This window comes from Vibrio sp. PNB23_22_6, assembly GCF_052877535.1.
Genome location: NZ_JBNFXP010000030.1, coordinates 1 through 26715 on the forward strand (window position 1 = coordinate 1; position 26715 = coordinate 26715).

Sequence of the window (26715 nt, forward strand, 5' to 3'; positions counted from 1 at the left end):
GTACAGATAGCTGCAGTTAGAGTTGTTTTACCGTGGTCAACGTGGCCGATAGTACCAACGTTTACGTGCGGTTTTACGCGTTCAAATTTTTCTTTAGACACAATCGTGTTCCTTCCTAGTTATGATTCGCTGGGATCATTATTGATCTCAACGCGCCAGAAATTGTTATTTTATGCGCCAACGCTCGTTAGCGCAATATTTGGACGGCCTGATCACGCAAAAAGTCTTAAACTTTTTGTGGACCAATCGTCAAATTAGTAACCACGTTCAGCCATGATTGCTTCAGCAAATGTTTTCGGCACTTCAGCATACTCATGGAACTCCATAGAGTAAGACGCGCGGCCTTGAGTTGCTGAACGTAGATCAGTTGCATAACCAAACATTTCAGAAAGTGGTACTTGAGCACGGATGATCTTAAGACCGGCCACGCCCTCGTCCATACCTTCGATCATGCCGCGGCGACGGTTAAGGTCACCAACCACATCACCCATCCAATCTTCAGGAGTGGTTACTTCAACTTTCATCATTGGTTCAAGAATCACTGGGTTTGCTTCAAGAGCACCTTTTCTAAAGGCCATTGAGCCAGCAATCTTAAATGCCATTTCGCTTGAATCAACATCGTGGTAAGAACCATCGAACAGCGTTGCTTTAATATCTAGTACTGGGTAACCCGCTAGAACACCACTGTTCATTTGCTCTTCGATACCTTTCGCTACCGAGCTAATGTACTCTTTAGGAACCGCACCACCCACGATCTCGTCAACAAAGACAAAACCTTCACCCAATTCAGAAGGCTCAAGTTTGATCCATACGTGACCGTACTGACCGCGACCGCCAGATTGACGAACGAACTTGCCTTCCACTTCCGCAGTACCACGAATGGTTTCACGGTAAGCAACTTGAGGTTTACCAACGTTACAATCAACGCTGAATTCACGCTTCATACGGTCAACGATGATATCTAGGTGAAGCTCACCCATACCAGAAATCAGGGTTTGACCTGTTTCGTCGTCCGTTTCCACGCGGAAAGATGGATCTTCTGCCGCTAGTTTACCTAGAGCAACACCCATCTTATCTTGATCAGCCTTTGAGCGAGGTTCTACTGCGATCTGAATAACGGGTTCAGGGAACTCCATACGCTCTAGAATCACTTTGTGGTTCTGGTCACATAGGGTGTCACCCGTCGTTACGTCTTTCAGACCGATTGCAGCGGCGATATCACCCGCACGGATTTCTTTCACCTCATCACGCTTGTTAGCATGCATTTGTACAATACGGCCAAAGCGTTCACGCTTCTCTTTTACAGAGTTATAAACAGAGTCACCCGTGTTTACAACGCCAGAGTAAACGCGCATGAAAGTTAGTGTGCCTACGAACGGGTCGGTTGCGATCTTAAACGCTAGCGCAGAAAACGGTTCGTTGTCGTCAGCATGACGCTCAACTTCATTTTCATTCTCGTCGATACCTTTAATTGCAGGTACATCAACTGGCGATGGTAAGTATTCGATTACAGCGTCTAGTACTGCTTGTACACCTTTGTTCTTAAACGCACTACCACAAGTTGCTAGTACGATTTCATTATTTAGTGTACGTGCACGCAGAGCTTGTTTGATTTCAACCTCTGTTAGCTCACCTTCTTCAAGGTACTTATCCATTAGCTCTTCGCTAGCTTCCGCTGCTGCTTCAACTAGGTTGTTGCGCCATTCTTCAGCAAGTTCTTGCATGTCAGCTGGAATGTCTTCGTAAGTAAAAGACATGCCTTGATCGGCTTCGTTCCAGTTGACCATTTTCATCTTGATAAGGTCGATAACACCTTGGAATTCTTCTTCTGCACCAACGTTAAGTTGGATTGGAACAGGATTCGCACCAAGACGGGTCTTAATTTGGTCCACAACGCGTAGGAAGTCAGCACCAGTACGGTCCATCTTATTCACGAATACCAAACGAGGAACGTGGTATTTGTCAGCTTGACGCCATACTGTTTCAGACTGAGGTTCAACACCTGATGAGCCACAGAACACAACCACTGCACCATCAAGTACACGAAGAGAACGCTCTACTTCGATTGTGAAGTCAACGTGTCCAGGAGTATCAATGATGTTTACGCGGTGATCTTGGAATTGTGCTTCCATACCACGCCAGAAAGTAGTAGTCGCAGCTGAAGTGATAGTGATACCACGTTCTTGCTCCTGCTCCATCCAGTCCATGGTTGCAGCACCGTCGTGAACTTCACCGATTTTATGAGAAAGACCAGTGTAGAACAGAATACGTTCAGTGGTAGTTGTTTTACCTGCATCAACGTGAGCACAGATACCGATATTACGGTAGCGCTCAATAGGAGTTTTGCGAGCCACGGTTGAATCCTCTTATACTTAGAGACTTAGGGACTATTGCTATGTCGAGAAAGCTATCCCCTAGATATAGCAATAGTTCCTAGCATGCGCATAGGAACTAAAGAAGTGCTGCAAGGAACCTTGCAGCACTGAAAAGGTATTACCAACGGTAATGTGCGAACGCTTTGTTTGCGTCAGCCATGCGGTGAACGTCTTCACGTTTCTTAACCGCAGTACCTTTGTTCTCAGACGCGTCTAGCATTTCAGCAGCTAGGCGTTGAGCCATAGATTTTTCACCACGCTTACGCGCAGCTTCAACCAACCAACGCATAGCAAGTGCGTTACGGCGAACCGGACGTACTTCTACAGGAACTTGGTAAGTTGAACCACCTACACGGCGAGATTTAACTTCTACCGCTGGGCGAACATTTTCAAGAGCTTCTTCAAATACAGCTAAGTGATCTTTACCAGATTTCTCAGCCATAGCATCTAGTGCAGTGTAAACGATTTTTTCTGCAGTAGATTTTTTACCGTCAACCATTAGGATGTTAACGAATTTTGCCAGCAGTTCAGATTTGAACTTTGGATCTGGAAGGATCTTACGCTGACCAATGACGCGACGACGTGGCATGGAATTTCTCCGTTGTCTTATTCTTCAGGTTATCCAAAACTTTGCAGTTTCTTCAAAAAATTAAAATTTAATTTTAGTGTTTGGCCTTACTTAACGCTTCTTTACAGAAAGAAGGGCATTAAGACTTAGGACGCTTCACACCGTACTTAGAACGACCTTGTTTACGGTCGTTAACGCCAGCACAGTCAAGTGCACCGCGAACAGTGTGGTAACGTACACCCGGAAGGTCTTTTACACGACCGCCACGGATTAGTACAACACTGTGCTCTTGAAGGTTGTGACCTTCACCGCCGATGTACGATGTTACTTCGAAGCCGTTTGTCAGACGTACACGACAAACTTTACGAAGTGCTGAGTTAGGTTTTTTAGGTGTAGTAGTGTAAACACGAGTACATACACCACGTTTTTGTGGGCACGCTTCTAGTGCAGGCACGTTGCTTTTAACAACTTGCTTTGCACGTGGCTTACGTACCAACTGGTTAATAGTTGCCATTAACTAGCTCCTGATTTACTTGAAAGTAAGCTTTGTGAAAAATCTAGCCCTAAAACCATTGGGTAGTTAGGGACGCAAAATTCTATGCAGCAGTGAGATGTGTGTCAAGAAATATACGGATCTTTTTTGTTCAATTGGGGCAATTTATCCGTAAAGTATTATCGACAGGAAAATAGGGTTAATCCCAAGTAAGCGATTTTTCTTGTTTTACCGTCAATTCAACAAAGCCTTCGTAGCTTATTAACCTGACAGAATGACTAATACGATTCGCCATTCCTCGTGCGTCAATATCACTTTGCAAAGCAAATACCGATGGGCCTTTTACTTTGCTGAAAGCATTATGCTGGGGGTTGGCTGCGTATACCGCATCTTCAATGAGCAGGACATCATCTTGCTCACTATACAGTGCCATTGCATCGTCTAATGCAGCGACGGATTTGATGATATGTAACATGGCTTCCTCAGAATGACAGTAACTTGCCAGCTTGTTGAAGTTTGTCTTTAAGCTGCTCGGCATTTAATGCTTTGGCTTCAATGACCAAGTCAGCTTGAGCTAAACCTCGCTTTGCGAGCGAATCTGAACATACGAAAACTTGTTCAATATCGTATAAATCAAATAATTTGAGCATTGGTGCATAGTCTTTACTGAGTATAGCACTGGGATCCTGCCCAAGCAGTAACTGGTAAACACCATCGCCAACAAATAGTACAGTGATGTCTTCACAGTATGCGGATGCTGCAAGCAATGCATCAATACCCTCACGTCCAGAAGCACTGCCATGAGGGGCCTGACGAAATAGATAGGTTAACTGACTCAAAACTGCACCACTCTGTCTTGGGTTAACATGGCTTCAGCTAAGCTCCCTAATCCAGCCTGCTCGAACGCATCCGATAAGTTGTGTTGCACAAGACTATGCTGATTTGCTTCACCTTCACTGATGATGCCACGGCGCAATGCCGCCGCAACACAAGTTTCAAGGCGAACGTTATGTTCCTTCGCCAAAGTTTGCCAAGCTTTGCTCAGATCAAACTCATCGTTGGCTGGTACACTCAATGCTGTACCATTGGTAACACCGTCTTGGTAAAAGAACACGCTGACTAATGAGTGCCCTTGCTTAATTACCGCTTGAGCGAATTGATAAGCACTGCGTGCCGATTGACGACCATAAACAGGCCCGTTGACCACCAGCGTGTAAGTTAATCCATTCACGCTTATTCGTCCTCGGTCTTACGCTGACGAATGTAGAGGTAAACCGTGTGCTTAGAGATATTCAGGCGATCTGCGACACGGTTGATGGCGTCTTTAATATCGAAGATACCTTTGTCGTAAAGCTCCATCACGATCTGACGGTTTTTGGTGTTATTTGATACCGATTTGTCTGCGTTAATCTCTTCAATGGTGCGCTCAACCGTTTGGTCAACCAGCTCTTCTACATCACTTGCAAAGTTTACCGATGACGCCGCTTCTTTCGCTTCTTGTGTTGGCATAAAGGATTGCAACACTTGAGAGAAAGGAGCGTCGAGGTTGACGTTGATACAAAGCAGGCCAATCACGCGGTTCTCACCGTTACGAATGGCAACCGTAATCGACTTCATCAATACGCCGCCTTTGGCTCGAGTGAAGTACGAACGAGAAAAGTTGCGCTCAGAGCCTTCAATATCTTTAAGCATTTTTAGCGCCAAGTCGGTGATAGGCGAACCGACCTGACGGCCCGTATTTTCACCATTGGCGATTTTAATTGCAGAGGTATTGAGGTCTTCCAGAGAGTGAAGAACGATTTCACAAAATGGGCCGATCAGACTGGCGATACCATCGACGACGGCTTCATAAGATCTCAAGATGATTTTATCATGCTCAGAAAATGGCATCACGTTGACAGATTCCATTTCGAGCAACATCTCCGCATTTATTGTTTCTGTAGTGGTCATAAGTCTTCGAGCGAAAAATCAACAAATTGGTGTAAGTTTATCAGAAATTTTGAAACACAGCCTAGCAAACTCACTAACTAGTGACCTAGAACAAAAAAGGCCCATAAAAAGGACCTTTTTTCATTAAGTTAGCGCAGCAAGAGCTTATTGAGCTTCATTGCCATTCTCAACGTTTAGCAGTTCCACTTCGAATACCAGCGTTGAGTTAGCTGGGATGCTTGCTGTGTCTTGATCACCGTATGCTAGCTCTGGCGGGATAACGAATTTGAACTTAGAACCTACAGGCATTAACTGAACACCTTCAGTCCAACCAGGGATTACGCGATTTAGTGGGAACGTTGCTGGTTCGCCACGATCGTAAGAGCTGTCAAACTGAGTACCATCAATTAGAGTACCTTTGTAATGCACTTGAACGGTATCTGTGTCTTTTGGCTTTTCACCTTCAGCTGGCGTGATGACTTCATAAAGTAAACCAGAGTCCGTCTTCACTACGCCTTCTTGCTTTGCAAATTCAGCACGGAAGTCATCGCCCGCTTTCTTCGCTTCAGCCGCTTGCTCTGCCGCTTGCTTTTGCATGGTTTCCGCTACACGCTCGTCGAGAGACTCTAAAGCCGCGCGAGTTTCCTCTTCGTTCATAGCAGCGTTACCATTAAAGACATCTTCGATACCTTTAAGAACTAGGTCTTTGTTTAGGTTGATACCGATTTCGCTTGGTTTTTCGATGCTAGCGCTTAGGTAGTTAGCAAATGAAACGCCAATCGCATACGCTGCTTTGTCATCGTCGGTTTTAAAGTGAACCGCTTTACCGGTTTCTGCTTGAACTTGCTCAGCTTGAGGAGCTGCTTCTGGTTTTGTTTCTTCTTTTTGACAACCTACCGCTAGCATTACTGTTGCGGCAAGTAGCGACACTTTTAAAACTGATTTCATTGAATTCTCCAAATAATGGCGACGCCATTGGTTGTTGTGCACAAATCTTCTATTGAGACTAGTGAAGACAATATATATATCAATATACTAGCTATATGTCTTAAGACACAAACTGGATTATTAGATGTGATGCAAAGAATTTCTCATTTATTCCTATATTTAGTTGTAATCACTACGTTAAATGGATGCTTTTTTACCGATCATGATGTTCAACGATGGCCTCTCGAGCTTCAAGGTTCCACCAGCTTTGCGCTCAGTCGAGATGGCCGGTTTGCCTTATTGTATTCCACAGAGCACCACTTGATGCTTTGGGATTTGGAACAGAATAAGCAACTCGCTAAGCTGGGAGAACTTGATCAAGATGCGAATGTGGTTTCCCACATTCGCATTTCCGACAACGGGCGCTATGCCGTGACCGCAAGTCAAATGAACTTCGCGGTGTGGGATCTCGGATGGACGCAAGCTGAGGGGCTATGGTCTATCTCAGACGCTCTGATCCGCGATGTCGATATCACCAGTAACGGTGAAGAAGTACTACTTGGACTTTCCAATGGTAAAGCGATTCACGTCAACTTAGTCACCGGCCGTCGGATGGAGTTTCTTGCCCATAGAGAAAAAGTCAATTCCGTGGCAATTTCGCCAAATGGCAAGTTTGCACTGACGGGTGGGAATGACTATAACGCGTATTTATGGGACACCGAAACGGGCCTGGCATTACGCACCTTTGAACATGATCAGCGAGTGGTCAGGGTTGCACTTCAACGTGATGGTAAATTAGCGATGACATCAGACGGTGGCAACCAAGCCATAATCTGGGATTTAGAAACCGGAGAAGAAGTCACCCAGCTAAGTAGTTGGTCGCGTCAGCTGATTTTTTCCACCGCGCGATTCTCCGATGACGGCAGCTTGCTAGTGACAGGCACTCCTTCTGGCCGCGTGATGGTCTGGGATACTCAAACGGGTAAACGCATAGACAGATTTGAAGTCGAGCCGAAAAAAGATACTCGCCCTCCTCGCGCGGTCGTGTATGATGCAGCTTTTGATTCTAAGCAACGTGTAATTACTGCCACTTCTGCGGGTATTGCCCAAGCTTGGCAGCGAGAGAACGGATCATGACAGAAAAAATCATTCAGCAATTGGAAGCGCGCATTAATGACCTAGAGTGTCAGGTCGCATTCCAAGAACAGACTATTGAAGATCTGAACAGCGCATTATCACAGCAGCAACTGCAGCTCACTAAAATGCAAGATCAGATGAAATACGTGGTAGGTAAAGTGAAAAATATGGACTCGTCGAACATGGCCGATCCCGCGAAAGAGCCGCCACCGCCGCATTACTAAATGAATGCGTGAAAGAGAAAACAAAGCCCAGAATTGCCTTCTGGGCTTTGTCATTTTTACCCAGTAAGAAGATTACTCTTCAGCGTAGATCTTAACGCTCAATTCTCCTTGGGTATTGATCCCTGCTCTGTACATACCTGAGCTGTTCATCGCGAAGTGCAACTCTCCTTGCGCATCAATCGCGATTAAGCCACCTTCGCCGCCCATCGCTTTTAGTTCACCTTGAATAATGTGCTCACTGGCGGTGTGTACGTCTTCTTTGAGGTAACGCATACGCGCAGCGACATCTTCCGCTACGCGCTTACGGATAAAAAATTCGCCAACACCGGTAGTGGAAACAGCGACCACACCATTTTCTGCGACGGTCCCACAGCCAATCAATGCGGAATCGCCCACTCGGCCGTATTTTTTGTTAGTCACGCCGCCGGTGCTGGTCGCTGCAGCCAAATTACCATGCTGATCCAAAGCGACCGCTCCCACAGTACCGTGCTTATGATCATCGGGGTAACGTGATTCAGACAACGCAAACAACCCTTTTTCACGCATCGACAACAGTTGCTCATAACGATGGTCAGTAAAGAAGTAGTCTTGCTCGGTGTATTGATGGCCTTGTTCGAAAGCGAACTTCTCGGCCCCTTCGCCCACAAGCAAAACATGATTACTTTTTTGCATCACATCACGAGCGAGCTCTATCGGGTTCTTAATGTGCCTGACTCCTGCAACAGCACCCGCGGCTTGATTTCTGCCATCCATCACGGAGGCATCCATCTCAACCATTTCATTATGTGTTAGCACAGAGCCCTTGCCAGCGTTAAAGTTAGGGGAGTCTTCCAGCGCTTTGACGGCAGCGATGACAGCATCAAGTGCTTCACCACCCCTATCGAGAATTTGGTGTCCTGCTTTTACCGCCGCCGCTAAATCCGCCAAGATCGATTGTTTTAGCTGTGCACTCATCTGCTCTCGCAAAATCGTGCCCGCGCCACCATGAATGGCGATAGAAAATGGTTTACTCATCACGTTGCCCAACTGTCACTCGGTTCTTTGATCACACCTCAGATAAACAAAAAGCGCAAGTTGAAACCTCAACTTGCGCTTTTCAATTTTGAATCTAGATAACGTTATCTAGTCAGAGCGTGCGATTAGTGAGAACCGCAACTACCGCCGCCACAACATTCGTGATCGTCGCCTTTCTCTTCGCCACCACAGCAGCCGCCTTCGTGATCGTGATCGTGGTCGTGGCCACCGCAACAACCGCCACCTTGATGGATATGACCGTGTTCGATCTCTTCTGCTGTTGCTTCACGTACCGCGACAACTTCAACTTCAAACGTTAGTGTTTGACCAGCAAGCATGTGGTTACCATCAACAACCACTTCGTCACCGTCAACTTCGGTTACTTCTACAGGGATTGGACCTTGGTCAGTATCCGCTAGGAAGCGCATGCCCACTTCGATTTGGTCAACACCCTGGAAAACTTCAGCAGGAACGCGTTGAACTAGTGCGTCGTCATGCTCGCCGTATGCGTCTTCAGGAGTTACTGTTGCAGTGAACTTGTCGCCTGCTACTTTGCCTTCTAGTTCGTTCTCAAGACCTGTGATCAGGTTGTTGTGACCGTGAAGGTAATCAAGAGGCGCGTCAACCGTTGACTCATCGACAACTACACCTTCTTCAAGCATTACTTTGTACGCAAGGCTTACGACTACGTTCTTTTCAATTTTCATACTAACTCCAGAGAGATTAAACGACTTAACCAGCTCAGGTTAAGTAAACATGGATGACGATATTATGGGGATCAATCAGCGAACTTCAATTACTCAGGCTTAAAAATACCGATCATTTCCTGTTCAGAGTGTTTATTTTTCTCTACAGATTGTGGTTTACGTTGCTCAGTAAAATCACAATCTACACACTCGACCAATTCAATATTGTGCTCAATCCACCAGCGCAATGTATCTTGCTGGCTGCACTGCGGACAACTTGCTCCCGCAATAAAACGCTTTTTCGCTTTCACTTTCTATCCTTATTTCAGAGTGTTAGCCATGAGTACTACTTCCAATGATTGGGAGACTGATGATCGCTTTCCATTTCACGACCAAAAATTTCTTCTAATTCTTTACGTGCTTCTTTCGACCTTTGCGCCAATTCCTTATCCTCATTGTGCTGAGGTAATAAGTCCTTGAGCATAGCATTATCGAGTTTACGAAAATGTGCCTCTGCTCGCTTTGCCTGATAAGGATGCATCCCAAGCTCGACAAGTGCCTGACGGCCTAGATCTAATGCGCCTAAAAACATTTCACGTGAGTAATTTTCCACGCCATGGCTCATCAACTGATACGCTTCTACACGACTACGCGCCCGCGCCAGAAGTTTAAGGTTGGGAAAATGGTCTCGACAAATATCAACAATCGCCATCACTTCATCCGGTGAGTCAGTACAAATCACCAACGCTTCTGCTTTATCGGCTCCGGCTGCACGCAGTAGATCAATATGTGTCGCGTCACCATAAAACACTTTGTAGCCGTACTTTCTCAGTAGATGAATCTGACTCGCATCACTTTCCAAAACCGTTACTTTAATCTTATTGGCATACATCAATCGACCAACAATCTGACCAAAGCGACCAAAACCAGCAATGATGACACGCGGACGACGATCCACGACTCCACTTTGTACACTTTGCTCTTCTTCTTGATTGAGCGTGTGCGCAAACCATCGCTTCTGCCCCATCAACAACAATGGCGTTGTCACCATCGACAAACTCACCACCACCAACAAAAACGCCACCTGTTCTTTGGTCAAAATGCCTTCTTGGCTCGCCGCTGTAAAAATGACGAAAGCAAATTCCCCACCCTGACTCAATATGGCCGACATACGACTGCGGGCTTTAGCGCGAATCCGAGCCATGCGTGACAAGAGGTAGAGCACCAATCCTTTGACCATCACCAAAGCCACCACCGCACTTAAAATAGCGATCGGTTGCAAAGCCAGTAAGCCTAAGTTGACCGCCATACCGACGGCAATAAAGAACAACCCAAGTAACAAACCTTTGAACGGTTCAATCGCGATTTCCAATTCGTGGCGATATTCACTCTCGGCAAGCAGTACACCCGCCAAAAAAGTACCTAGCGCCATCGACAAGCCCAGTTTTTGCATCGTGACTGAAATACCCAGCACCACTAACAACGCCGCTACCGTAAACAGTTCCCGCACACCGCTCATGACCACAAAACGGAATAAAGGGCGCAGTAAAAAGTGGCCGCCAACCAACAAGCCAATTACACTGCCAATCACCCAAAAGGCGTCTAACCAGTCGCCACTCGATTGCCCACCAGAAAGCAACGGTAACATCGCCAACATAGGGATCACCGCAATGTCTTGAAATAACAACACCGCAAAGCCAGACTGACCGGTTTCAGTGCCCGTCAGACCTTGTTCTTGAATCACGCGAAGCGCAATTGCGGTAGAAGAGAGCGCCAATCCCATTCCAATCACTACGCTGACTTGTATACTTACTCCAAATAGACTGACAAGACTGGCGATCACCCCTGACGTAACAATGACTTGGGCTCCACCTAGCCCTAAAATCGGTCCGCGCATTTGCCAGAGTTTCTTCGGATTAAGCTCTAATCCAATTAAGAACAACAGCAAGACCACACCCAACTCGGCGAAATGCAAAATAGCATCCACATCGCGAATTAAACCAAACCCCCAAGGCCCGATCATGACTCCCGCAATAAGGTAACCAAGTACCGACCCTAGCCCTAAACGCTGGGCAATAGGTACGGCAATCACTGCTGCCGATAGGAAGATCACGCTGCTTTGTAAAAACTCACTGGTCATCGCCATGCGCACCTCCTTGTGAGCCGATAAACGCTTGCAACGGATTCATCAACCATTGGCGGTATTGCTCTGCATGTTGGTAGCGTTCAATATCGGATACATTGCGCGACCAATAAAGCACCATTGGTTCCATCCAGTGCATCTGACATAACGCGGCAGTTAACTCAAAAGGCTGTAATATCTGTGCCAACGGGTATTTGTTGTACCCCAGAGAACTGAAAGCCTCTTCTTTACCTCCTGTGGTGATGACACTGCGCCAGTATTTCCCCTCAAGTGCGCAGCCATCACCAAATGCGAACCCTTTACCCAATACACGATCCAACCATTCTTTCAATAATGCAGGGCAGGAGTACATATAGAGTGGATGATGGAAAACGATCACATCATGCTCCATCAACAAGGTGTGTTCGTAATTCACATCAATAAAAAAATCAGGATATGCAGCATAAATATCGTGCACCGTAACATGACCAAGTGATTGAATTTTTTTTATCATCACTTGATTGGCTATGGAATTTTGTGGCTCCGGATGAGCGTAAATCACCAGAACCTTTGGTTGTGATGATTTCGGTGTCGATGGTTCAGCAGCCAAATAGTCGTCCTTGCATTGAATTATTAGGGAAAATAATCGTTATCAGTTTGTTATACTTTTTTGTCCTGCACAATGCAATTCATGACCAATAATCGACATTTCTGCCCAATACCCCTACTATTCACCGCGAGACCAATGACTAAGATGCGCTCACCGCGCGAAACGAAGTAGAACTCTATGATTACCTTCTCTGATATCCAGTTACTGCGTGGCGGCAAACCATTGCTTGAGCAAGCCTCTGCGACCATACAACCAGGCGATAAAGTTGGCCTCGTGGGCAAAAATGGCTGCGGTAAATCCACACTATTTGCCTTGCTAAAAGGTGAATTGTCGATCGATGCAGGCTCGTTCAGCCAACCGCAACATTGGGAGTTGGCTTGGGTTGCACAGGAAACCCCTGCGCTTGAACGCAGTGCGTTGGAGTACGTCATTGATGGTGACCGTGAATATCGTGGCCTAGAAGCGCAGCTGCAAAAGGCCGAAGAGGCCGATAACGGCACATTGGTTGCTGAAATCCACGGTAAGATTGAAACCATCGGTGGTTACAGTATTCGTGCGCGAGCCGCTGAACTTCTCGATGGTTTGGGTTTTAGCCAAGCGCAAATGAGTTGGAACTTAACCCAGTTCTCTGGGGGGTGGCGCATGCGCCTGAACTTGGCTCAAGCGCTGTTATGTCGCTCTGATCTATTGCTTCTCGATGAACCAACCAACCACTTAGACTTGGATGCGGTAATGTGGCTAGAACGCTGGCTGCAAAATTACCCGGGCACGCTGCTCTTGATCTCACACGACCGTGATTTTTTAGACCCTATCGTGGGTCGTATTATTCACATTGAAAACCAACAAATGAATGAGTACACCGGTAACTACTCTTCATTTGAAAACCAACGTGCACAAAAAATGATTCTGCAACAAGCCATGTTTGAGAAGCAGCAGAAGCAGATGTCACACATGCAAAGCTATATTGATCGCTTCCGCTATAAAGCATCAAAAGCACGTCAAGCACAGAGTCGTATCAAAGCCTTAGAGCGCATGGAAAAAGTGTTGCCAGCGCAGTTCGATAACCCATTTAACTTTGAATTCCGTGAGCCAGCTGCCCTGCCGAACCCAATAATGATGATGGACGAGGTCTCCGCAGGTTACGGCGATAACCTGATCTTAGAGAAGATTCGCTTGAACCTTGTTCCTGGCAGTCGCATCGGCCTACTTGGCCGCAATGGTGCGGGTAAATCAACCCTAATCAAACTGCTTTCTGGCGAATTAAAGACACAAGGTGGCGATCTGACTTATTCACAAGGCGTGAAGATTGGTTACTTTGCTCAGCATCAGTTAGAAACGCTGCACCCAGAAGAAACGCCGCTGCAACACATGATGCAGATTGCACCTGATAAAAATGAACTGGAGCTACGTAACTATTTGGGTAGCTTTGGGTTCCAAGGTGATAAAGCACTAGAGAAAGTGGCCCCCTTCTCTGGCGGTGAAAAAGCCCGTTTAGTACTGGCGTTGATCGTGTGGCAAAAACCAAACCTATTACTACTCGACGAACCAACCAACCACTTAGATCTGGACATGCGCCAAGCTCTGACCATGGCGCTACAAACCTTTGAAGGTGCCATGGTGATCGTTTCGCATGACCGCTACTTATTACGCGCGACCACCGATGATCTTTACCTTGTCCACGATCGCCAAGTCGCCCCTTTCGATGGTGACCTGAACGATTACTACAAGTGGCTGACAGAACAGCAGAAAGCTGAGCGTAAAGAAGCGCAAGCAGCACAACCTGCGAAAGACAACGTGAATAGCGCTGCGGCGAAAAAAGAGCAAAAGCGACGCGACGCTGAGTTTCGTAAACAAACAGCGCCAATTCGCAAAACGCTGACACAGTTAGAAAATAAAATGGATAAGTTAGGCGAAGCTCTGGCAAACGCAGAAGAGCAATTGGCAGATAACTCTCTGTATGAAGCCGAAAATAAGGCTAAACTTAACCAAGTGTTAGCACTTCAAGCCTCGAGCAAAGCCGAACTTGAAGAAGCCGAGATGGAATGGATGACTGCTCAAGAAACACTAGAGCAGATGGAGCTAGAGTTTAATCAATGACAACCAAGCACGCAGAATACACACTAACCCTAGAACACCTTTGGCACTTCAGTCTGCAATTTTATGGTGTGCGAGAAGTGAAAGAAGCGTGCTTGTCATTGCAAAACAACTATCACGGTAATGTGAATCTACTGCTGCTGCTCAGATGGCTCGATGAGCAGCAGGTCATCTTCCTGGAGCAAGATTGGCCGCAAGTGCAAAACTGCCTAGGCCGCAGCGAAGCCATGCTCCACTCTTTTCGCGAACTACGTCGCCACCTTAAGTCTCAAGTTAACGATGCCCTGTACCGCGAAGCCCTACAGTTCGAACTGCAACTCGAAAAACAGCAACAATCGGATCTGGTTGATTGCATTAACTCTCTAAAACTCATCAAAAATGACGGTGAACCACTGACTCAAAGATACTGTCGTCAGCTTGGCGGTGAGCACCTCCAACATGCGTTCTCAGCTCCAGTACCGAACATTCAGCATCCATAACTCAGTAAAATATCTATACTAAAGCTATAAAGGATTATATTAATAAGTCTTTCAGCAAACTCTGAAAGTACACGGAAGAGCAGTTAGGTATGACACAATTTTTTGCAGCCGCCGGGATCAAGAACCCGCACCTCCAAACCCTGTTACCACGATTTATTCGTAAAAAAGCACTGTTTACGCCTGTTTGGCAAACCTTAGATACCCCTGATGGGGATTTTCTGGATTTAGCTTGGTCTGAAGCAAACCATCATGCCAATAACAAACCCATCTTCGTCCTCTTTCATGGTCTTGAGGGCTGCTTTTACAGTCCTTACGCCAATGGCTTGATGCATGCTTTCTCACAGTCCGGATGGCTATCGGTGATGATGCACTTTCGCGGTTGCAGCGGCAAACCGAACAAGAAAGCCCGAGCCTATCACTCTGGTGAGGTCACTGACGCGCGTCACTTCCTCGAGTATCTTAATCAACGGTTTCCTAATAACCCTAAAGTCGCGGTCGGTATCTCTCTTGGTGGCAATATGTTAGCAAACTACTTGGCGCAGTATAAAGACGACCCTATTTTGAGTGCCGCGGCCATTGTGTCTGCGCCACTGGACTTGGCTGCGTGCGCCAATCGTATTGAGCAAGGCTTCTCTAAGGTCTACAAACGCTACTTGCTTTCATCACTTAAGCGTAATGCGCTGCAAAAGCACGACTTGATCCATGGAGAACTGGCCCTCTCTTATCGTTCGATCAAACGCGTGACTCGCTTATATGAGTTTGATGATCTGATCACCGCACCATTACATGGGTTCAGAGACGCACAGGACTACTATGAGCAATGTTCGGGATTAAGCAAGCTTCAGCAGATCGCTTTACCGACACTGATCATTCATGCCAAAGACGATCCGTTCATGACCGATGCGGTGATCCCTAAGTTTGTTCTGCCCGATAACATTGATTACCGCCTGTATGAGCACGGTGGTCACGTAGGCTTTCTCACTGGCACAGCATTAAAACCTAAATTCTGGCTTGAAGAAGTGCTGCCCGCCTATTATGAGAGTATCGCGGCGAATCATCTTTCTTCTGTATCCGCACAGCAAACTCTGTAAACTAACCATTCGTCATAAACGTTTGAGGTATTTATGATCATTCCTTGGCAAGACATTGCGCCAGAAACGCTAGAAAACTTGATCCGTGAGTTTGTGCTACGAGAAGGCACTGACTACGGCACGGTAGAAATTTCCCTGCAAGACAAAATCGATCAAGTTAAATCACAGCTGGAGAAAGGAGAGGCGGTCATCGTGTTTTCTGAACTGCATGAAACCGTTGATATTCAGTTAAAACAAAAATTTTAATTGCCGCACATTTTACCGTATTTCACTCCATGACAAGCGCTTGTTACATGCTATAGTGGATTATCAACCGTGCAGCGCCACTTCGCTGCACATTGCCAACGAATAATGGACTTGTTTACCTAAGATTCAGCTGGGTAAGTAATTTTTCGACAAGGTTTGTCATGTCAGCGAAACACCCAATCATTGCAGTTACTGGTTCATCCGGTGCCGGTACTACGACCACATCTGAAGCCTTCCGTAAGATGTTCAATATGATGAACGTCAAGCCCGCATGGGTTGAGGGGGACAGCTTCCACCGCTTTACTCGCCCAGAGATGGATGTAGAAATTCGTAAAGCGCGTGATCAAGGCAGACACATCAGTTACTTTGGCCCTCAAGCTAATAACTTCCCTGGACTGGAAGCCTTTTTCCGTCAATTTGGCCAGGATGGCACTGGTAGTGTACGCCGCTATCTGCACACCTTTGATGAAGCCGTACCTTATAACCAAATGCCAGGCACCTTTACCCCGTGGCAAGGTTTACCTGAAAACAGTGACGTGCTGTTCTATGAAGGATTACACGGCGGCGTGGTCGATGGTGATGTCGATGTGGCTCAGCATGTTGATTTTCTGATTGGCATGGTGCCGATCGTGAACTTAGAGTGGATTCAAAAGTTCGTACGCGATACGCGCGACCGAGGTCACTCTCGTGAAGCCGTGATGGATTCAATCGTGCGCTCAATGGACGACTATCTTAACTACATTACACCACAGTTTTCTCGTACCCACATCAACTTTCAACGTGTCCCGACCGTGGATACGTCAAACCCACTTAACGCCAAAGGCATACCAAGTCTGGATGAAAGCTTTGTTGTTATTCGCCTTCGTGGCATTAAAAATGTCGATTTTCCTTATCTACTCGCTATGATTGACGGCTCATTTATGTCACGCCACAACACCATTGTCGTGCCCGGCGGTAAGATGAGCTTTGCCATGGAGCTCATCGTCAGGCCGATTCTGCAACAGCTCATCGAAACGGGTAAAATTGGTTAAAAACCTCGCGAATAAAGTGTTTACTTTTCATACCGTGATCATGTGCACATTTTTGCTTACAAAATCTCCACCATGGCACGATTAAAATCAAGAAATCGTTTTCGAAAAAGGATACTATTTCTAACCGAAACACAAGAGAGCTTGCAGTATAGAAAAGTATTCTTATTCTAGTAAGCTAATTCGGGCTTAGCTAAAATACGGATAGCGCAAGCGTACCCTGCAGAGGAAGTGATATATTATGGTTCTAGGTAAACCTCAAACCGACCCAACACTAGAGTGGTTTCTTTCACACTGTCATATTCATAAATACCCTTCTAAGAGCACGCTAATTCACGCGGGTGAGAAAGCTGAAACGTTGTACTACATCGTTAAAGGTTCTGTTGCGGTTCTTATCAAAGACGAAGAAGGTAAGGAGATGATCCTTTCTTACCTAAACCAAGGTGACTTCATTGGTGAACTAGGTCTATTCGAAGAAGACCAAGAGCGTACCGCATGGGTTCGTGCGAAATCTCCTTGTGAAGTGGCTGAAATTTCGTTCAAGAAATTCCGTCAACTTATTCAAGTAAACCCTGACATCCTAATGCGCCTTTCTGCGCAAATGGCTCGTCGCCTTCAAGTTACTAGCCAGAAAGTGGGTGACCTAGCGTTCCTAGACGTAACTGGTCGTATCGCTCAGACTCTTCTGAACCTTGCTAAGCAGCCAGATGCAATGACGCACCCAGACGGAATGCAAATCAAGATCACTCGTCAAGAAATCGGTCAAATCGTTGGCTGTTCTCGTGAGACAGTAGGCCGAATCTTGAAGATGCTAGAAGAGCAGAACCTAATTTCTGCACACGGCAAAACTATCGTTGTTTACGGGACTCGTTAATTCCGATTAACGTTTAAAAAATTCAAAGCCACCAATAGAAACATTGGTGGCTTTTTTGTTTTAGAAAAACACTGGATTAGCGCCCTCTATTTTTTTCCGTTTGTGCTCTCAAAGATCTTATCTGCCGATGCGGCAACAAATCCTGAGTACAAGTCACCGTTATCCATTGCGTAGCGCTTAGCAAACTCGTAAAAGCCTCCAGGAATCACTTCAACACCTTCCGTAAAGGCCACTGGCACTTTATCGGCCATGGTCGAAGATTGCTCTAGCAACACCTGTGGCGTACCTTTTACTTCGCCGCCGTTTTCGTTGATGGTGAAGCCTGCTGTGCGTAGGTGGTCGTTTACTTGCTTCACTTCTTGGTGTTGGTTAAGTTGGTTTACGCTCACGGTAAAGTGATTTGCGCCGTAACCATGTGCAGCAAGCCAAGAGGCATACTCACTCTCGTTCGCCAACGTTTGGAAATCAGCGTAACTAATCTCCCACAAACGTCCACCATACAAGAAGCCGCTGCCAATCAGCTTTGAAGCATCAACCTGCTCGACCAGTTTATGAACGATGTCTTGCAGCTCTGGCGAACATTCATCGACCTTCAACTCACTGATAAACACTTTTGGTTGCTTTGGATCTGGGTGCTCAAAGTGTTTTGCCACCAGTTTTTTGCTTTCAAATACGTAGTCACCACAGGCTTTATAACCCACTGTCAAAAATGGTTTCGCCAACGTTTCAATACCGAGGGGAGCGACATTAAACGTACGTAGCGCAATATGGTCATTAATCAAAGGCTCATCTTCTTGTAGAAGTTGATGGACTTTAGCAGCAGAAGGGCAAAGACGTTGAATGTAGTCTTGCCATAGCGATTCAAATAACACATCGGGCGTCATAACGACTCCTTGTTATGAAATGTAGAGTTAGAGATAAGAGGAAGTTGACCGCTCGTTCACAGCCCCAAGGCTGTCCAGAATCACGAACACGCGGTCATCAACCTGTGACGGTATGTGAGGCATAAATGCCAGTCAGTCAACACGCGTTGGGGAGTCTTGAGCTCGCCTTTGGCGTTTGCCAGCGCGCTTTACCGGAATCCTAACTTGGTAAATAGCTCTGGCAGATAGAAGCGGTGATACTTTGTTACCGCTTCGTATTTCTCGATTACAGGCTGACACCTGGGCTCAATGTTGCAGGCAAGACCGTCTCGCGACCTTCCACTGATGCCATTGGGTACGCACAGTAGTCTGCTGCGTAGTAAGCACTTGGGCGTAGGTTACCTGACGCCCCCGGACCACCAAACGGTGCATCACCACTGGCTCCCGTCAGCTGACGGTTGCGATTCACGATACCTGCACGAATGTGGTCAACGAAGTATTCCCACTCTTGGTCGTCAGTTGAAACCAGACCCGCAGAAAGACCAAAGCGCGTATCGTTCGCTAGCTCTACCGCTTTCTCTAGCCCTTCGTAGCGCACTACTTGCAGAAGTGGACCGAAGTACTCTTCATCTGGCAGTTCAGCAATGTTCGTCACATCGATGATGCCCGGAGAAACAAACGCCGCTTCGCCCGCTTTCGCTTCAATTAAGCTTTCGCCACCAAGAGCTTGCAGGTTAGCTTGTGCATCCAGAATAAACTTGGCTGCCGCGACCGAAATTTGTGGTCCCATGAATGGCGCAGGCTCAGCAAATGGTTGGTCAACGCGAATGTTACGTGTCGCTTCCACCAACTTAGCAATCACTGCATCACCCTTATCACCAAACGGAATGTACAGACGACGAGCGCAGGTACAACGTTGACCTGCGCTGATGAAGGCTGACTGGATGATGGTGTAAACCGTTGCATCTAGGTCGCCGTAGTTACCCGAAATAACCATCGGGTTATTGCCACCCATTTCCAGCGCCAGCATCTTGTCCGGCTGACCTGCAAATTGACGATGCAGAACATGACCTGTGTTTGCACTACCCGTGAACAGCACGCCATCAATGCCTTTCGCGTCCGCTAGCGCAATGCCGGTTTCTTTCGCACCTTGGACTAGGTTAATCACACCTTTCGGTAGACCCACTTCTTCCCACAGTTTCATGGCTAATTCACCCGTCCATGGCGTTTGCTCAGACGGCTTGAATACCACTGTGTTACCCGCAAGTAGTGCTGGCACGATGTGACCATTTGGCAGATGACCTGGGAAGTTATAAGGGCCGAATACCGCCATTACACCCAATGGGCGGTGACGCAATACAATTTGGTTGCCTGCGGCTTCACGTGTCGCTTCACCAGTACGGTCGTGGTAAGCACGGATAGAAATCGCAATTTTACCTGCCATTGCCGCCGCTTCAGTACGAGTTTCCCAAATCGGCTTACCGGTTTCTTTAGCAATCACTTCGGCAATTTTTTCGCTGTTCTCTTTCACTTTCTCAGCAAAAGCCAACACGATCGCTTCACGCTCTGCAAATGGACGCTTCTTCCAGTCAACAAACGCCTCGCGCGCCGCAGCAACCGCTTGGTTCACTTGCTCTGCCGTCGCGCCTTTGCCCTGCCAGATCACTTCTTGGTTGTACGGCGACAAAGACGTAAATGCTTCACCCTGACCTTGTACCCATTCACCTGCAATCCAATGTGTCATTGTTTCTATCCTTAAATTCTGTCGTCAGTTACTGCGGAAGAAGGCGAACAAAATCCCCTTCACCAACCAAAAGTGCATTCGCCAATTCTGGCGCGAGCACCACGCTTTGTGTTTCTGCGTCATAAGCCGCTTTTGCTGCCGCGGCACGGAAATTCTCGAATGATGAATTACACATCAAGAAGTCTTGCGTGCTGGTATGTTCAGAAATTTTGACTTTAGCGCGGAATGAGTGGCGTACCGATTCAATATTGCGTAAGTCACATTCCACTGAAGGACCACCATCGAAAATGTCGACATAACCCCGGTTGGTGAAACCTTCATTCTCTAGCAGTTTCAACGCCGGGCGCGTGTTGTCATGCACTTGACCAATTACGGCTTGCGCTTCTGGGCTCAACAGGTTGATGTAGATTGGCAACTTCGGCATCAAGTCAGCGATAAAACCTTTCTTGCCGATACCGGTTAGATAATCAGCAAGCGTGAAGTCAATTGAAAAGAAATGCTCTTGTAGCCACTGCCAAAATGGTGAGTTACCGTTCTCGTCTGATACACCGCGCATCTCAGCAAAAATAGTGTCTGAGAAACGTTCTGGGTGCTCAGCCATCATCAAAAATCGACACTTCGACATCAAGCGACCATTCAACCCTCCACGGAATGTTTCACGTAGGAACAAGGTACAGATTTCACTGTTGCCCGTGTAGTTGTTACCAAACGTCAGCAGCTTAACCACATTGTTTACCCCAAGTTTTGGCGATGAGTGCACCACTTTACTGATGTGGTAAGAGTAAAAAGGCACATCCCAGCCAATTGAAGCTTCGATGCCAGTGGTACCTGCGACTTCACCCGTTTCAGAGTCAAAGCCCACCATCAGGTAGCCTTCATCACCAGCTTCTTTCACGTCTGGTTTAGCAAAACTGTATTCTGAGTGTTTGATTCGATTGGTTAACAGTTCTTCGTTAACCGGTAGAGATGTAAATCCATGGCCTGACTCAACCGCACAGGTGTGCAGCGCGTCATAATCCGACATTGCAATAGGGCGAACTACTAGCATCAATACTCCCTCCAGATGCAAGAAAATCCTAACTAAATTGTAGGAACAATTCCCCCATCAGAGGTCCTTGATGGGGGTTGCGTTGGCAATAAAACCGGGATCGCGTTTACACTAACGTCGCAATCGCTTTGTCCAATTTTGCCAAGCCTTCTTCGATTTCTTGTTGTGTGATAACGAGTGATGGTGTGAAACGTACGACATTGGCACCCGCAACCAATACCATGAGACCTTGTTTACCAGCGGCAACCAGTACGTCACGTGCACGGCCTTGCCACTCTTCATTCAGCGCCGCACCAAGCAGCAAACCTTTACCACGCACTTCAGAGAAAAGGTTGTACTTCGCGTTGATCTTCTCTAGACCTTCGCGGAACATCACTTCACGCTCTAGTACGCCCGCTAAGGTCTCTGGCTTGCTGACTTCATCAACCACAGCTTCTGCAACCGCACACGCTAATGGGTTACCACCGTAAGTCGAACCGTGAGTGCCCACTTTTAAGTGTTCAGCCAGTTTTGCTGTGGTTAACATTGCGCCGATAGGAAAACCACCACCGAGTGATTTCGCGGTGCTTAGGATATCTGGCGTGATCCCTAGACCTTGGTACGCGTAGAAGTGACCAGTACGACCGTTACCGGTTTGTACTTCATCAAAAATCAACAGTGCGTTGTGTTTGTCACACAGTTCACGAACCGCTTGGGCGAACTCAGGCGTTGGTGGAATGATACCGCCCTCACCTTGAAGCGGCTCCATCATCACCGCACAAGTGCGATCAGAGATGTGTGCTTTCAGCGCTTCGATATCGTTGTACGGCAGGTGCGTGACGTCACCAGGCTTAGGACCAAAACCGTCAGAGTAAGCCGCTTGGCCACCGACCGTCACGGTAAAGAAAGTACGACCGTGGAAACCTTGTTTGAATGCGATGATTTCAGATTTCTCAGCACCATGAACGTCTGCGGCGTAACGACGAGCAAGCTTTAATGCAGCTTCGTTCGCTTCTGCACCAGAGTTGGCAAAGAATACGCGCTCTGCGAAACTGACTTCAGTCAGTTTTTTTGCTAAGCGGAGTGCTGGCTCATTGGTCATTACGTTACTAAGGTGCCAAAGCTTGTTGCCCTGCTCGGTTAATGCATTCACCATTGCAGGGTGACAATGACCAAGACAGCTCACGGCAATACCACCAGCAAAGTCGATGTATTCATTGCCTTCCTGATCCCAAATTCGTGAACCTTTACCTTTAACAGGGATCATTTCCATCGGGTTATAGCAAGGTACCATTACCTCATCGAATAAACCGCGCTCTACTTTGTTTTCCGTTGTCATTGCACATTCCTTCTTGATACCGCATGCCTAGCAGATAAGCGAATTTAACCAGCATTCTTTGCCAGCAAATAATGTTTTGCATTTAAGCCATTAGGGCATTGTATTTACATTTAATTAACCATTTCAATAGTGATTTATTCTTTTCACATCCCAGCACAACCACCACTAATCACTATCTATGAGTATTTATGCACCAAGAATTCGGGATTGAGAAGCGTTTTTTTATAAAAGGCAACGATTACTTGAATTAACAGGAGGGACAAGCAATGAATAATTCTCGCCAATTAGATAGAACGCATAGTTTTGCATTCCACTTCCAAAGTGAAATAGATGAAGAATTTGTTAAAAAAAGTGATCGGGATCAGATCGTTTTACGCGCGAGAAAGTTTGCGAGTAGTTCGTGGCCTTGTTCTGTCTTAATTGACTCAGGATGAAACTGTACCGCGTCAATTGGCAGGGTTTTATGCTGATAACCCATGATTTCATCCATGGATCCGTCAGGTAGTTCAGTCCAAGCGGTCAATTCAAACACATCAGGTAACGTGCCGCTTTTCACCACGAGAGAGTGGTAGCGGGTTACCGTCAGTGGGTTATTAAGATTTTTAAACACACTGCGACCGTTGTGACGAATCGGTGAGGTCTTACCGTGCATCACTTGTCGTGCACGTACCACTTCGCCACCAAACACCTGCGCAATCGCCTGATGACCAAGACAAACGCCCAAGATAGGCAGCTTGCCAGCAAAGTGTTCAATGGCTTGTAGAGAGATACCCGCTTCGTTAGGGGTACATGGTCCTGGAGAGATCACCAAATGAGTGGGGTTGAGCGCCTCAATACCTTGAATGTCGATTTCATCGTTACGCACCACCTTTACGTCTGCACCAAGCTCGCAGAAGTATTGGTAAAGGTTGTAGGTAAAAGAGTCGTAGTTATCGATGATCAACAACATAAAGTGTCGGTGGCTCCAATCCGTTTTGGCAATGCTTAAGTGATGAATCACCACTTTCGTGGCAATCAAGGGCGGTATTTTGCTATACCAAGCAAGAAAGGCAAGTTTTTGCTGAATAAATTTGCTCTGATACGAAAAGCCCTCGCTAGATGCGAGGGCTAAAAATAATAAAGCTCTAAGCTCGATTATGGGCGAGCAACAAAGCCGACGGCTTCATACGCTTTCTTCAATGTTTCGGCAGCGCGAGCGGATGCTTTCTCTGCGCCTTGCTTCATCACTTCATTCATGAATGCGCGGTCTTCACGAATACGACGGTATTCTGCTTGGATAGGCTCTAGCATTGCGACTAATGCTTCACCTACGTCTTTCTTGAATGGACCGTACATTTCAACACCTTGGTATTTCGCTTCAATCTCTTCAAAGCTCATGCCTGTCGCCGCAGAATAAAGACCCATTAGGTTCGAGATACCTGCTTTGCTTTCCCAGTCGTGAGCGATACGCGGTGGTGTTTCTGTATCGGTTTGCGCTTTGTTGATCTTCTTGATGATCGACTTAGGCTCTTCAAGCAGCGTGATAACGTTCTTACGGTTATCATCTGACTTAGACATCTTCTTCGTTGCGTCTTGAAGACTCATTACGCGCGCATTTACCGTCGGAATGTAAGGCTCTGGCACTTGGAAGATTGGCTGATCTGGCGAGTAGATATTGTTAAAGCGGTTAGCGATATCACGCGCTAGCTCTAGGTGCTGCTTCTGGTCGCTACCGACTGGCACTTGGTGCGCACCATAAAGCAGGATATCCGCAGCCATGAGTACTGGGTAGTCAAACAGACCAACATTTACGTCGCCAAATTGGCTTGAGCTGTCACTCGAATAACGTGCTGATTTGTCTTTAAACTGAGTCATACGACCCAACTCACCCATCTGGGTGTAACAGTTAAGAAGCCAACCAAGTTGAGCATGCTCTGGTACGTGTGACTGAACAAATAGCGTGCTCTTCTTCGGGTCAACACCAACTGCCAGACAGATCGCCAGTGCGTCTAGTGTCGCTTCATGCAGTGCTTTAGGGTCCTGACGAACCGTAATCGCGTGAAGGTCTACCACACAGTATTGGCAATCATAATCGTCTTGCATCTGCTGCCATTGACGTAGAGCACCCAAGTAATTGCCAATACTTAGTTCACCTGAAGGTTGAACACCACTCAATACGATGGGTTTGCTCATTAGAATGATTCCTTTGACTTCTTAATCTAAATAAATGAAAAACCGTGCGGCTCTTAGCGCACGGTTCACTCAGTGTACTCATTAGCGAGTATTTTGGAAGATCTTTTGTCGCGGTTATACAGAAACCGCTATTACATCCAATAATTCACCCAAACTGCTAGCAACAAAATCGGGATTCGACGCTGAAATTGGCTCACCATGGTTGTAACCGTAAGTTAAACCAAATGAGGCACAACCTGCATTCTTCGCCGCTAGAATATCATTTTTCGAATCCCCAACCATCAGCATTTCACTTGGCAGGATCTGATGTTTTTCCATCAGCCAGTTGAGTGCAACTGGGTTAGGCTTTTTCTCAAAAAATGCATCGCCACCAAGTACATCGACAAAGTATTTGGCAATGTCGTGTTTCTCCAGAATCTCTGGCACAAACTTGGACGGTTTGTTGGTGACTAGCGCCATCACAAATCCAGCGTTATGCAGCTCTTCCAACGTTTCTTTGACCGTTGGATAAAGATGGCTAAGCTTATGACCGCTCTGCGCGTAGAAATCATCAAACAATACACGAGCCTGAGCACATAGTTCGTCACTTAACTCTGGGTTGATGGTCAGGCTTTGGCTCAATGAACGACCAATCAATACGTCCGCACCGTTACCGACGTAGTCACGGACTTGCTCTTCAGATACCGAAGGAAAACCAAGTGCTTGCACCGCTTGATCAGCTGCAACGGCCAAATCAGGCACGCTATCAAGTAAAGTGCCATCCAAATCAAAAGCGATGAATTTAATATTTTGTTGAGTCATAACTTCCCTGAGAATTTTTATAAGTAGCCGAAAACAACAAAGGATGGGCCCCCATCCTTTGCATCTTTATCATTGTGACTGACTTTGTAGTAAGTGCTTGTTTAAATTTACTTTGCAGCAAGACGCTGACGAACCGCTTCAAACAAACAGATGCCTGATGCGACCGATACGTTCAAACTTGATACGCTGCCAGCCATTGGGATCTTAATCAGATCGTCACAGGTTTCGCGAGTAAGGCGACGCATGCCGTCACCTTCAGCCCCCATCACGATAGCAAGAGGACCTGTCAGCTTCGCTTGGTAGATATCGTGTGTCGCTTCACCTGCGGTACCCACAAACCAGATACCTTGTTCTTGTAGGGTACGCATAGTACGAGCCAAGTTAGTCACTCGGATCAATGGCACCACTTCTGCTGCGCCACACGCCACTTTACTTACTGTCGCGTTCATTGGTGCAGAGCGGTCTTTCGGTACGATAATTGCCGCCACGCCTGCGGCATCAGCATTACGTAGACAAGCACCTAGGTTATGCGGATCTGTCACACCATCCAGTACCAACAATAACGGGGACTCGTGCTGCGCGAGAATGTCATCAATATCGTTTTCATTTAGCTGTTTTGCTGGTTTCACGCGCGCGATGATACCTTGGTGGTTTGCGCCATACGCTTTGTCGTCCAGTGTTTTACGCGTCATCTGCTGAATAGAAACACCACATACCTGCAAATCATTCAGAATAGGCATTAGGCGATCGTCTTGACGGCCTTTTAGAACATATGCTTCGATAAAACGCTCTGGTTCGCGTTCCAATACCGCCTTCACTGCGTGAATGCCGTAAATAAATTCGTTACTCATTGTTTAACCTGTTTTTATGGT

General features: G+C 46.7%; 30 protein-coding genes. 8 read left to right on the plus strand and 22 right to left on the minus strand.

Features of this window, described 5'->3' with window-relative positions:
* The 9 genes from ACVA54_RS17610 to fkpA form a co-directional block, all read right to left on the minus strand.
* The coding region (locus ACVA54_RS17610) for a GTP-binding protein (RefSeq protein WP_241823454.1) at positions 1–101 on the minus strand (101 nt) is incomplete at its 3' end.
* 153 nt (positions 102–254) lie between these two features.
* A complete protein-coding gene (gene fusA, locus ACVA54_RS17615; protein ID WP_099080011.1) occupies positions 255–2354 on the minus strand; it encodes an elongation factor G in 2100 nt (699 codons plus the stop codon).
* Positions 2355–2493: 139 nt separating this feature from the next.
* Positions 2494–2964 (minus strand): 30S ribosomal protein S7, encoded by a 471-nt coding sequence (gene rpsG / locus ACVA54_RS17620; RefSeq protein ID WP_004415829.1) that lies wholly within the window; start codon positions 2962–2964, stop codon positions 2494–2496.
* 118 nt (positions 2965–3082) lie between these two features.
* Positions 3083–3457, minus strand: coding sequence for a 30S ribosomal protein S12 (gene rpsL / locus ACVA54_RS17625; protein ID WP_004399892.1), 375 nt, complete (start codon positions 3455–3457; stop codon positions 3083–3085).
* 178 nt (positions 3458–3635) lie between these two features.
* The gene (gene tusB / locus ACVA54_RS17630; RefSeq protein WP_099080012.1) at positions 3636–3911 is read right to left on the minus strand and encodes a sulfurtransferase complex subunit TusB; all 276 of its coding nucleotides are present in this window, start codon (positions 3909–3911) and stop codon (positions 3636–3638) included.
* A gap of 7 nt (positions 3912–3918) precedes the next feature.
* On the minus strand, positions 3919–4275 hold the full coding sequence (gene tusC / locus ACVA54_RS17635; protein ID WP_099080013.1) for a sulfurtransferase complex subunit TusC: 357 nt from the start codon (positions 4273–4275) through the stop codon (positions 3919–3921).
* Positions 4272–4667 (minus strand): sulfurtransferase complex subunit TusD, encoded by a 396-nt coding sequence (gene tusD / locus ACVA54_RS17640; protein WP_099080014.1) that lies wholly within the window; start codon positions 4665–4667, stop codon positions 4272–4274. Before tusD ends, tusC begins: the two co-directional genes overlap by 4 nt.
* Positions 4668–4669: 2 nt before the next feature.
* Positions 4670–5386: a helix-turn-helix transcriptional regulator gene (locus tag ACVA54_RS17645; protein ID WP_038871970.1), complete on the minus strand. Its 717-nt coding sequence runs from the start codon at positions 5384–5386 to the stop codon at positions 4670–4672.
* Positions 5387–5530: 144 nt separating this feature from the next.
* Entirely contained in the window at positions 5531–6313 is a 783-nt protein-coding gene (fkpA, locus tag ACVA54_RS17650) for an FKBP-type peptidyl-prolyl cis-trans isomerase (protein ID WP_099080015.1), read from the minus strand.
* 129 nt (positions 6314–6442) lie between these two features.
* Here fkpA and ACVA54_RS17655 point away from each other — a divergent pair, with 129 nt between their 5' ends.
* Both ACVA54_RS17655 and ACVA54_RS17660 read left to right on the plus strand, forming a co-directional pair.
* A complete protein-coding gene (locus tag ACVA54_RS17655) occupies positions 6443–7429 on the plus strand; it encodes a WD40 repeat domain-containing protein (RefSeq protein ID WP_099080099.1) in 987 nt (328 codons plus the stop codon).
* The gene (locus ACVA54_RS17660) at positions 7426–7653 is read left to right on the plus strand and encodes a SlyX family protein (protein ID WP_099080016.1); all 228 of its coding nucleotides are present in this window, start codon (positions 7426–7428) and stop codon (positions 7651–7653) included. The genes ACVA54_RS17655 and ACVA54_RS17660 overlap by 4 nt, the downstream gene beginning before the upstream one ends.
* A 72-nt stretch (positions 7654–7725) precedes the next feature.
* Here ACVA54_RS17660 and ACVA54_RS17665 read toward each other — a convergent pair whose 3' ends face one another.
* From ACVA54_RS17665 to kefG, 5 genes are all read right to left on the minus strand, one after another.
* Positions 7726–8667: an isoaspartyl peptidase/L-asparaginase family protein gene (locus tag ACVA54_RS17665; protein WP_099080017.1), complete on the minus strand. Its 942-nt coding sequence runs from the start codon at positions 8665–8667 to the stop codon at positions 7726–7728.
* Between the two features lie 125 nt (positions 8668–8792).
* Complete coding sequence (gene slyD, locus ACVA54_RS17670; protein ID WP_099080018.1) at positions 8793–9374, minus strand: peptidylprolyl isomerase; 582 nt, start codon at positions 9372–9374, stop codon at positions 8793–8795.
* Positions 9375–9463: 89 nt separating this feature from the next.
* Positions 9464–9664, minus strand: coding sequence for a YheV family putative zinc ribbon protein (locus ACVA54_RS17675; protein ID WP_099080019.1), 201 nt, complete (start codon positions 9662–9664; stop codon positions 9464–9466).
* A 35-nt stretch (positions 9665–9699) separates the two neighbouring features.
* Positions 9700–11499, minus strand: a complete 1800-nt coding sequence (kefB, locus tag ACVA54_RS17680) for a glutathione-regulated potassium-efflux system protein KefB (protein ID WP_099080020.1) — start codon at positions 11497–11499, stop codon at positions 9700–9702.
* Positions 11483–12085 carry a glutathione-regulated potassium-efflux system ancillary protein KefG gene (gene kefG / locus ACVA54_RS17685; protein WP_099080021.1) on the minus strand — a complete coding sequence of 201 codons (603 nt, stop codon included), beginning with the start codon at positions 12083–12085 and terminating at the stop codon, positions 11483–11485. The genes kefB and kefG overlap by 17 nt, the downstream gene beginning before the upstream one ends.
* A gap of 177 nt (positions 12086–12262) precedes the next feature.
* On the opposite strand from kefG, the gene ACVA54_RS17690 reads away from it, so the two are divergent.
* The 6 genes from ACVA54_RS17690 (at position 12263) to crp (ending at position 17897) form a co-directional block, all read left to right on the plus strand.
* On the plus strand, positions 12263–14182 hold the full coding sequence (locus tag ACVA54_RS17690; protein ID WP_099080022.1) for an ABC transporter ATP-binding protein: 1920 nt from the start codon (positions 12263–12265) through the stop codon (positions 14180–14182).
* Positions 14179–14658 carry a TIGR02444 family protein gene (locus ACVA54_RS17695; protein ID WP_099080023.1) on the plus strand — a complete coding sequence of 160 codons (480 nt, stop codon included), beginning with the start codon at positions 14179–14181 and terminating at the stop codon, positions 14656–14658. Before ACVA54_RS17690 ends, ACVA54_RS17695 begins: the two co-directional genes overlap by 4 nt.
* Before the next feature lie 89 nt (positions 14659–14747).
* Positions 14748–15749 (plus strand): hydrolase, encoded by a 1002-nt coding sequence (locus tag ACVA54_RS17700; RefSeq protein WP_119464532.1) that lies wholly within the window; start codon positions 14748–14750, stop codon positions 15747–15749.
* A gap of 33 nt (positions 15750–15782) precedes the next feature.
* A complete protein-coding gene (locus ACVA54_RS17705; RefSeq protein WP_099080025.1) occupies positions 15783–15995 on the plus strand; it encodes a YheU family protein in 213 nt (70 codons plus the stop codon).
* Between the two features lie 161 nt (positions 15996–16156).
* Positions 16157–17026, plus strand: coding sequence for a phosphoribulokinase (locus ACVA54_RS17710; RefSeq protein ID WP_099080026.1), 870 nt, complete (start codon positions 16157–16159; stop codon positions 17024–17026).
* 238 nt (positions 17027–17264) lie between these two features.
* On the plus strand, positions 17265–17897 hold the full coding sequence (gene crp / locus ACVA54_RS17715; RefSeq protein ID WP_005381432.1) for a cAMP-activated global transcriptional regulator CRP: 633 nt from the start codon (positions 17265–17267) through the stop codon (positions 17895–17897).
* An 86-nt stretch (positions 17898–17983) separates the two neighbouring features.
* Here the strand turns inward: crp and ACVA54_RS17720 are convergent, their stop codons facing one another.
* The 8 genes from ACVA54_RS17720 to rlmB all read right to left on the minus strand — a co-directional run bounded on the left by ACVA54_RS17720 (position 17984) and on the right by rlmB (position 26694).
* Positions 17984–18781, minus strand: a complete 798-nt coding sequence (locus ACVA54_RS17720; protein ID WP_099080027.1) for a DUF1338 domain-containing protein — start codon at positions 18779–18781, stop codon at positions 17984–17986.
* 265 nt (positions 18782–19046) lie between these two features.
* Entirely contained in the window at positions 19047–20504 is a 1458-nt protein-coding gene (astD, locus tag ACVA54_RS17725) for a succinylglutamate-semialdehyde dehydrogenase (RefSeq protein ID WP_099080028.1), read from the minus strand.
* A 28-nt stretch (positions 20505–20532) separates the two neighbouring features.
* Entirely contained in the window at positions 20533–21552 is a 1020-nt protein-coding gene (gene astA / locus ACVA54_RS17730) for an arginine N-succinyltransferase (protein WP_099080029.1), read from the minus strand.
* 106 nt (positions 21553–21658) lie between these two features.
* The gene (locus ACVA54_RS17735) at positions 21659–22870 is read right to left on the minus strand and encodes an aspartate aminotransferase family protein (RefSeq protein ID WP_446649812.1); all 1212 of its coding nucleotides are present in this window, start codon (positions 22868–22870) and stop codon (positions 21659–21661) included.
* Between the two features lie 361 nt (positions 22871–23231).
* Positions 23232–23819 carry an aminodeoxychorismate/anthranilate synthase component II gene (locus tag ACVA54_RS17740; RefSeq protein WP_119464534.1) on the minus strand — a complete coding sequence of 196 codons (588 nt, stop codon included), beginning with the start codon at positions 23817–23819 and terminating at the stop codon, positions 23232–23234.
* A 185-nt stretch (positions 23820–24004) separates the two neighbouring features.
* Positions 24005–25042 (minus strand): tryptophan--tRNA ligase, encoded by a 1038-nt coding sequence (trpS, locus tag ACVA54_RS17745; protein ID WP_099080032.1) that lies wholly within the window; start codon positions 25040–25042, stop codon positions 24005–24007.
* 114 nt (positions 25043–25156) lie between these two features.
* Positions 25157–25843: a phosphoglycolate phosphatase gene (locus ACVA54_RS17750; RefSeq protein ID WP_099080033.1), complete on the minus strand. Its 687-nt coding sequence runs from the start codon at positions 25841–25843 to the stop codon at positions 25157–25159.
* 107 nt (positions 25844–25950) lie between these two features.
* Positions 25951–26694: a 23S rRNA (guanosine(2251)-2'-O)-methyltransferase RlmB gene (gene rlmB / locus ACVA54_RS17755; protein ID WP_119464536.1), complete on the minus strand. Its 744-nt coding sequence runs from the start codon at positions 26692–26694 to the stop codon at positions 25951–25953.
* Positions 26695–26715: the final 21 nt, after the last annotated feature.

Excerpts from the sequence above, each read along its gene's own strand:
- ACVA54_RS17700 (WP_119464532.1), top strand. The coding sequence starts at position 14,748 with ATGACACAATTTTTTGCAGCCGCCGGGATCAAGAACCCGCACCTCCAA.
- ACVA54_RS17720 (WP_099080027.1), bottom strand. The coding sequence starts at position 18,781 with ATGACGCCCGATGTGTTATTTGAATCGCTATGGCAAGACTACATTCAA.
- fkpA (WP_099080015.1), bottom strand. The coding sequence starts at position 6,313 with ATGAAATCAGTTTTAAAAGTGTCGCTACTTGCCGCAACAGTAATGCTA.
- ACVA54_RS17660 (WP_099080016.1), top strand. The coding sequence starts at position 7,426 with ATGACAGAAAAAATCATTCAGCAATTGGAAGCGCGCATTAATGACCTA.
- rlmB (WP_119464536.1), bottom strand. The coding sequence starts at position 26,694 with ATGAGTAACGAATTTATTTACGGCATTCACGCAGTGAAGGCGGTATTG.
- ACVA54_RS17655 (WP_099080099.1), top strand. The coding sequence starts at position 6,443 with ATGCAAAGAATTTCTCATTTATTCCTATATTTAGTTGTAATCACTACG.
- rpsL (WP_004399892.1), bottom strand. The coding sequence starts at position 3,457 with ATGGCAACTATTAACCAGTTGGTACGTAAGCCACGTGCAAAGCAAGTT.
- ACVA54_RS17695 (WP_099080023.1), top strand. The coding sequence starts at position 14,179 with ATGACAACCAAGCACGCAGAATACACACTAACCCTAGAACACCTTTGG.
- crp (WP_005381432.1), top strand. The coding sequence starts at position 17,265 with ATGGTTCTAGGTAAACCTCAAACCGACCCAACACTAGAGTGGTTTCTT.
- slyD (WP_099080018.1), bottom strand. The coding sequence starts at position 9,374 with ATGAAAATTGAAAAGAACGTAGTCGTAAGCCTTGCGTACAAAGTAATG.
- kefB (WP_099080020.1), bottom strand. The coding sequence starts at position 11,499 with ATGGCGATGACCAGTGAGTTTTTACAAAGCAGCGTGATCTTCCTATCG.
- trpS (WP_099080032.1), bottom strand. The coding sequence starts at position 25,042 with ATGAGCAAACCCATCGTATTGAGTGGTGTTCAACCTTCAGGTGAACTA.
- astD (WP_099080028.1), bottom strand. The coding sequence starts at position 20,504 with ATGACACATTGGATTGCAGGTGAATGGGTACAAGGTCAGGGTGAAGCA.
- ACVA54_RS17710 (WP_099080026.1), top strand. The coding sequence starts at position 16,157 with ATGTCAGCGAAACACCCAATCATTGCAGTTACTGGTTCATCCGGTGCC.
- tusB (WP_099080012.1), bottom strand. The coding sequence starts at position 3,911 with ATGTTACATATCATCAAATCCGTCGCTGCATTAGACGATGCAATGGCA.
- ACVA54_RS17665 (WP_099080017.1), bottom strand. The coding sequence starts at position 8,667 with ATGAGTAAACCATTTTCTATCGCCATTCATGGTGGCGCGGGCACGATT.
- ACVA54_RS17690 (WP_099080022.1), top strand. The coding sequence starts at position 12,263 with ATGATTACCTTCTCTGATATCCAGTTACTGCGTGGCGGCAAACCATTG.
- ACVA54_RS17740 (WP_119464534.1), bottom strand. The coding sequence starts at position 23,819 with ATGTTGTTGATCATCGATAACTACGACTCTTTTACCTACAACCTTTAC.
- ACVA54_RS17645 (WP_038871970.1), bottom strand. The coding sequence starts at position 5,386 with ATGACCACTACAGAAACAATAAATGCGGAGATGTTGCTCGAAATGGAA.
- ACVA54_RS17705 (WP_099080025.1), top strand. The coding sequence starts at position 15,783 with ATGATCATTCCTTGGCAAGACATTGCGCCAGAAACGCTAGAAAACTTG.
- ACVA54_RS17735 (WP_446649812.1), bottom strand. The coding sequence starts at position 22,870 with ATGACAACGGAAAACAAAGTAGAGCGCGGTTTATTCGATGAGGTAATG.
- rpsG (WP_004415829.1), bottom strand. The coding sequence starts at position 2,964 with ATGCCACGTCGTCGCGTCATTGGTCAGCGTAAGATCCTTCCAGATCCA.
- astA (WP_099080029.1), bottom strand. The coding sequence starts at position 21,552 with ATGCTAGTAGTTCGCCCTATTGCAATGTCGGATTATGACGCGCTGCAC.
- ACVA54_RS17750 (WP_099080033.1), bottom strand. The coding sequence starts at position 25,843 with ATGACTCAACAAAATATTAAATTCATCGCTTTTGATTTGGATGGCACT.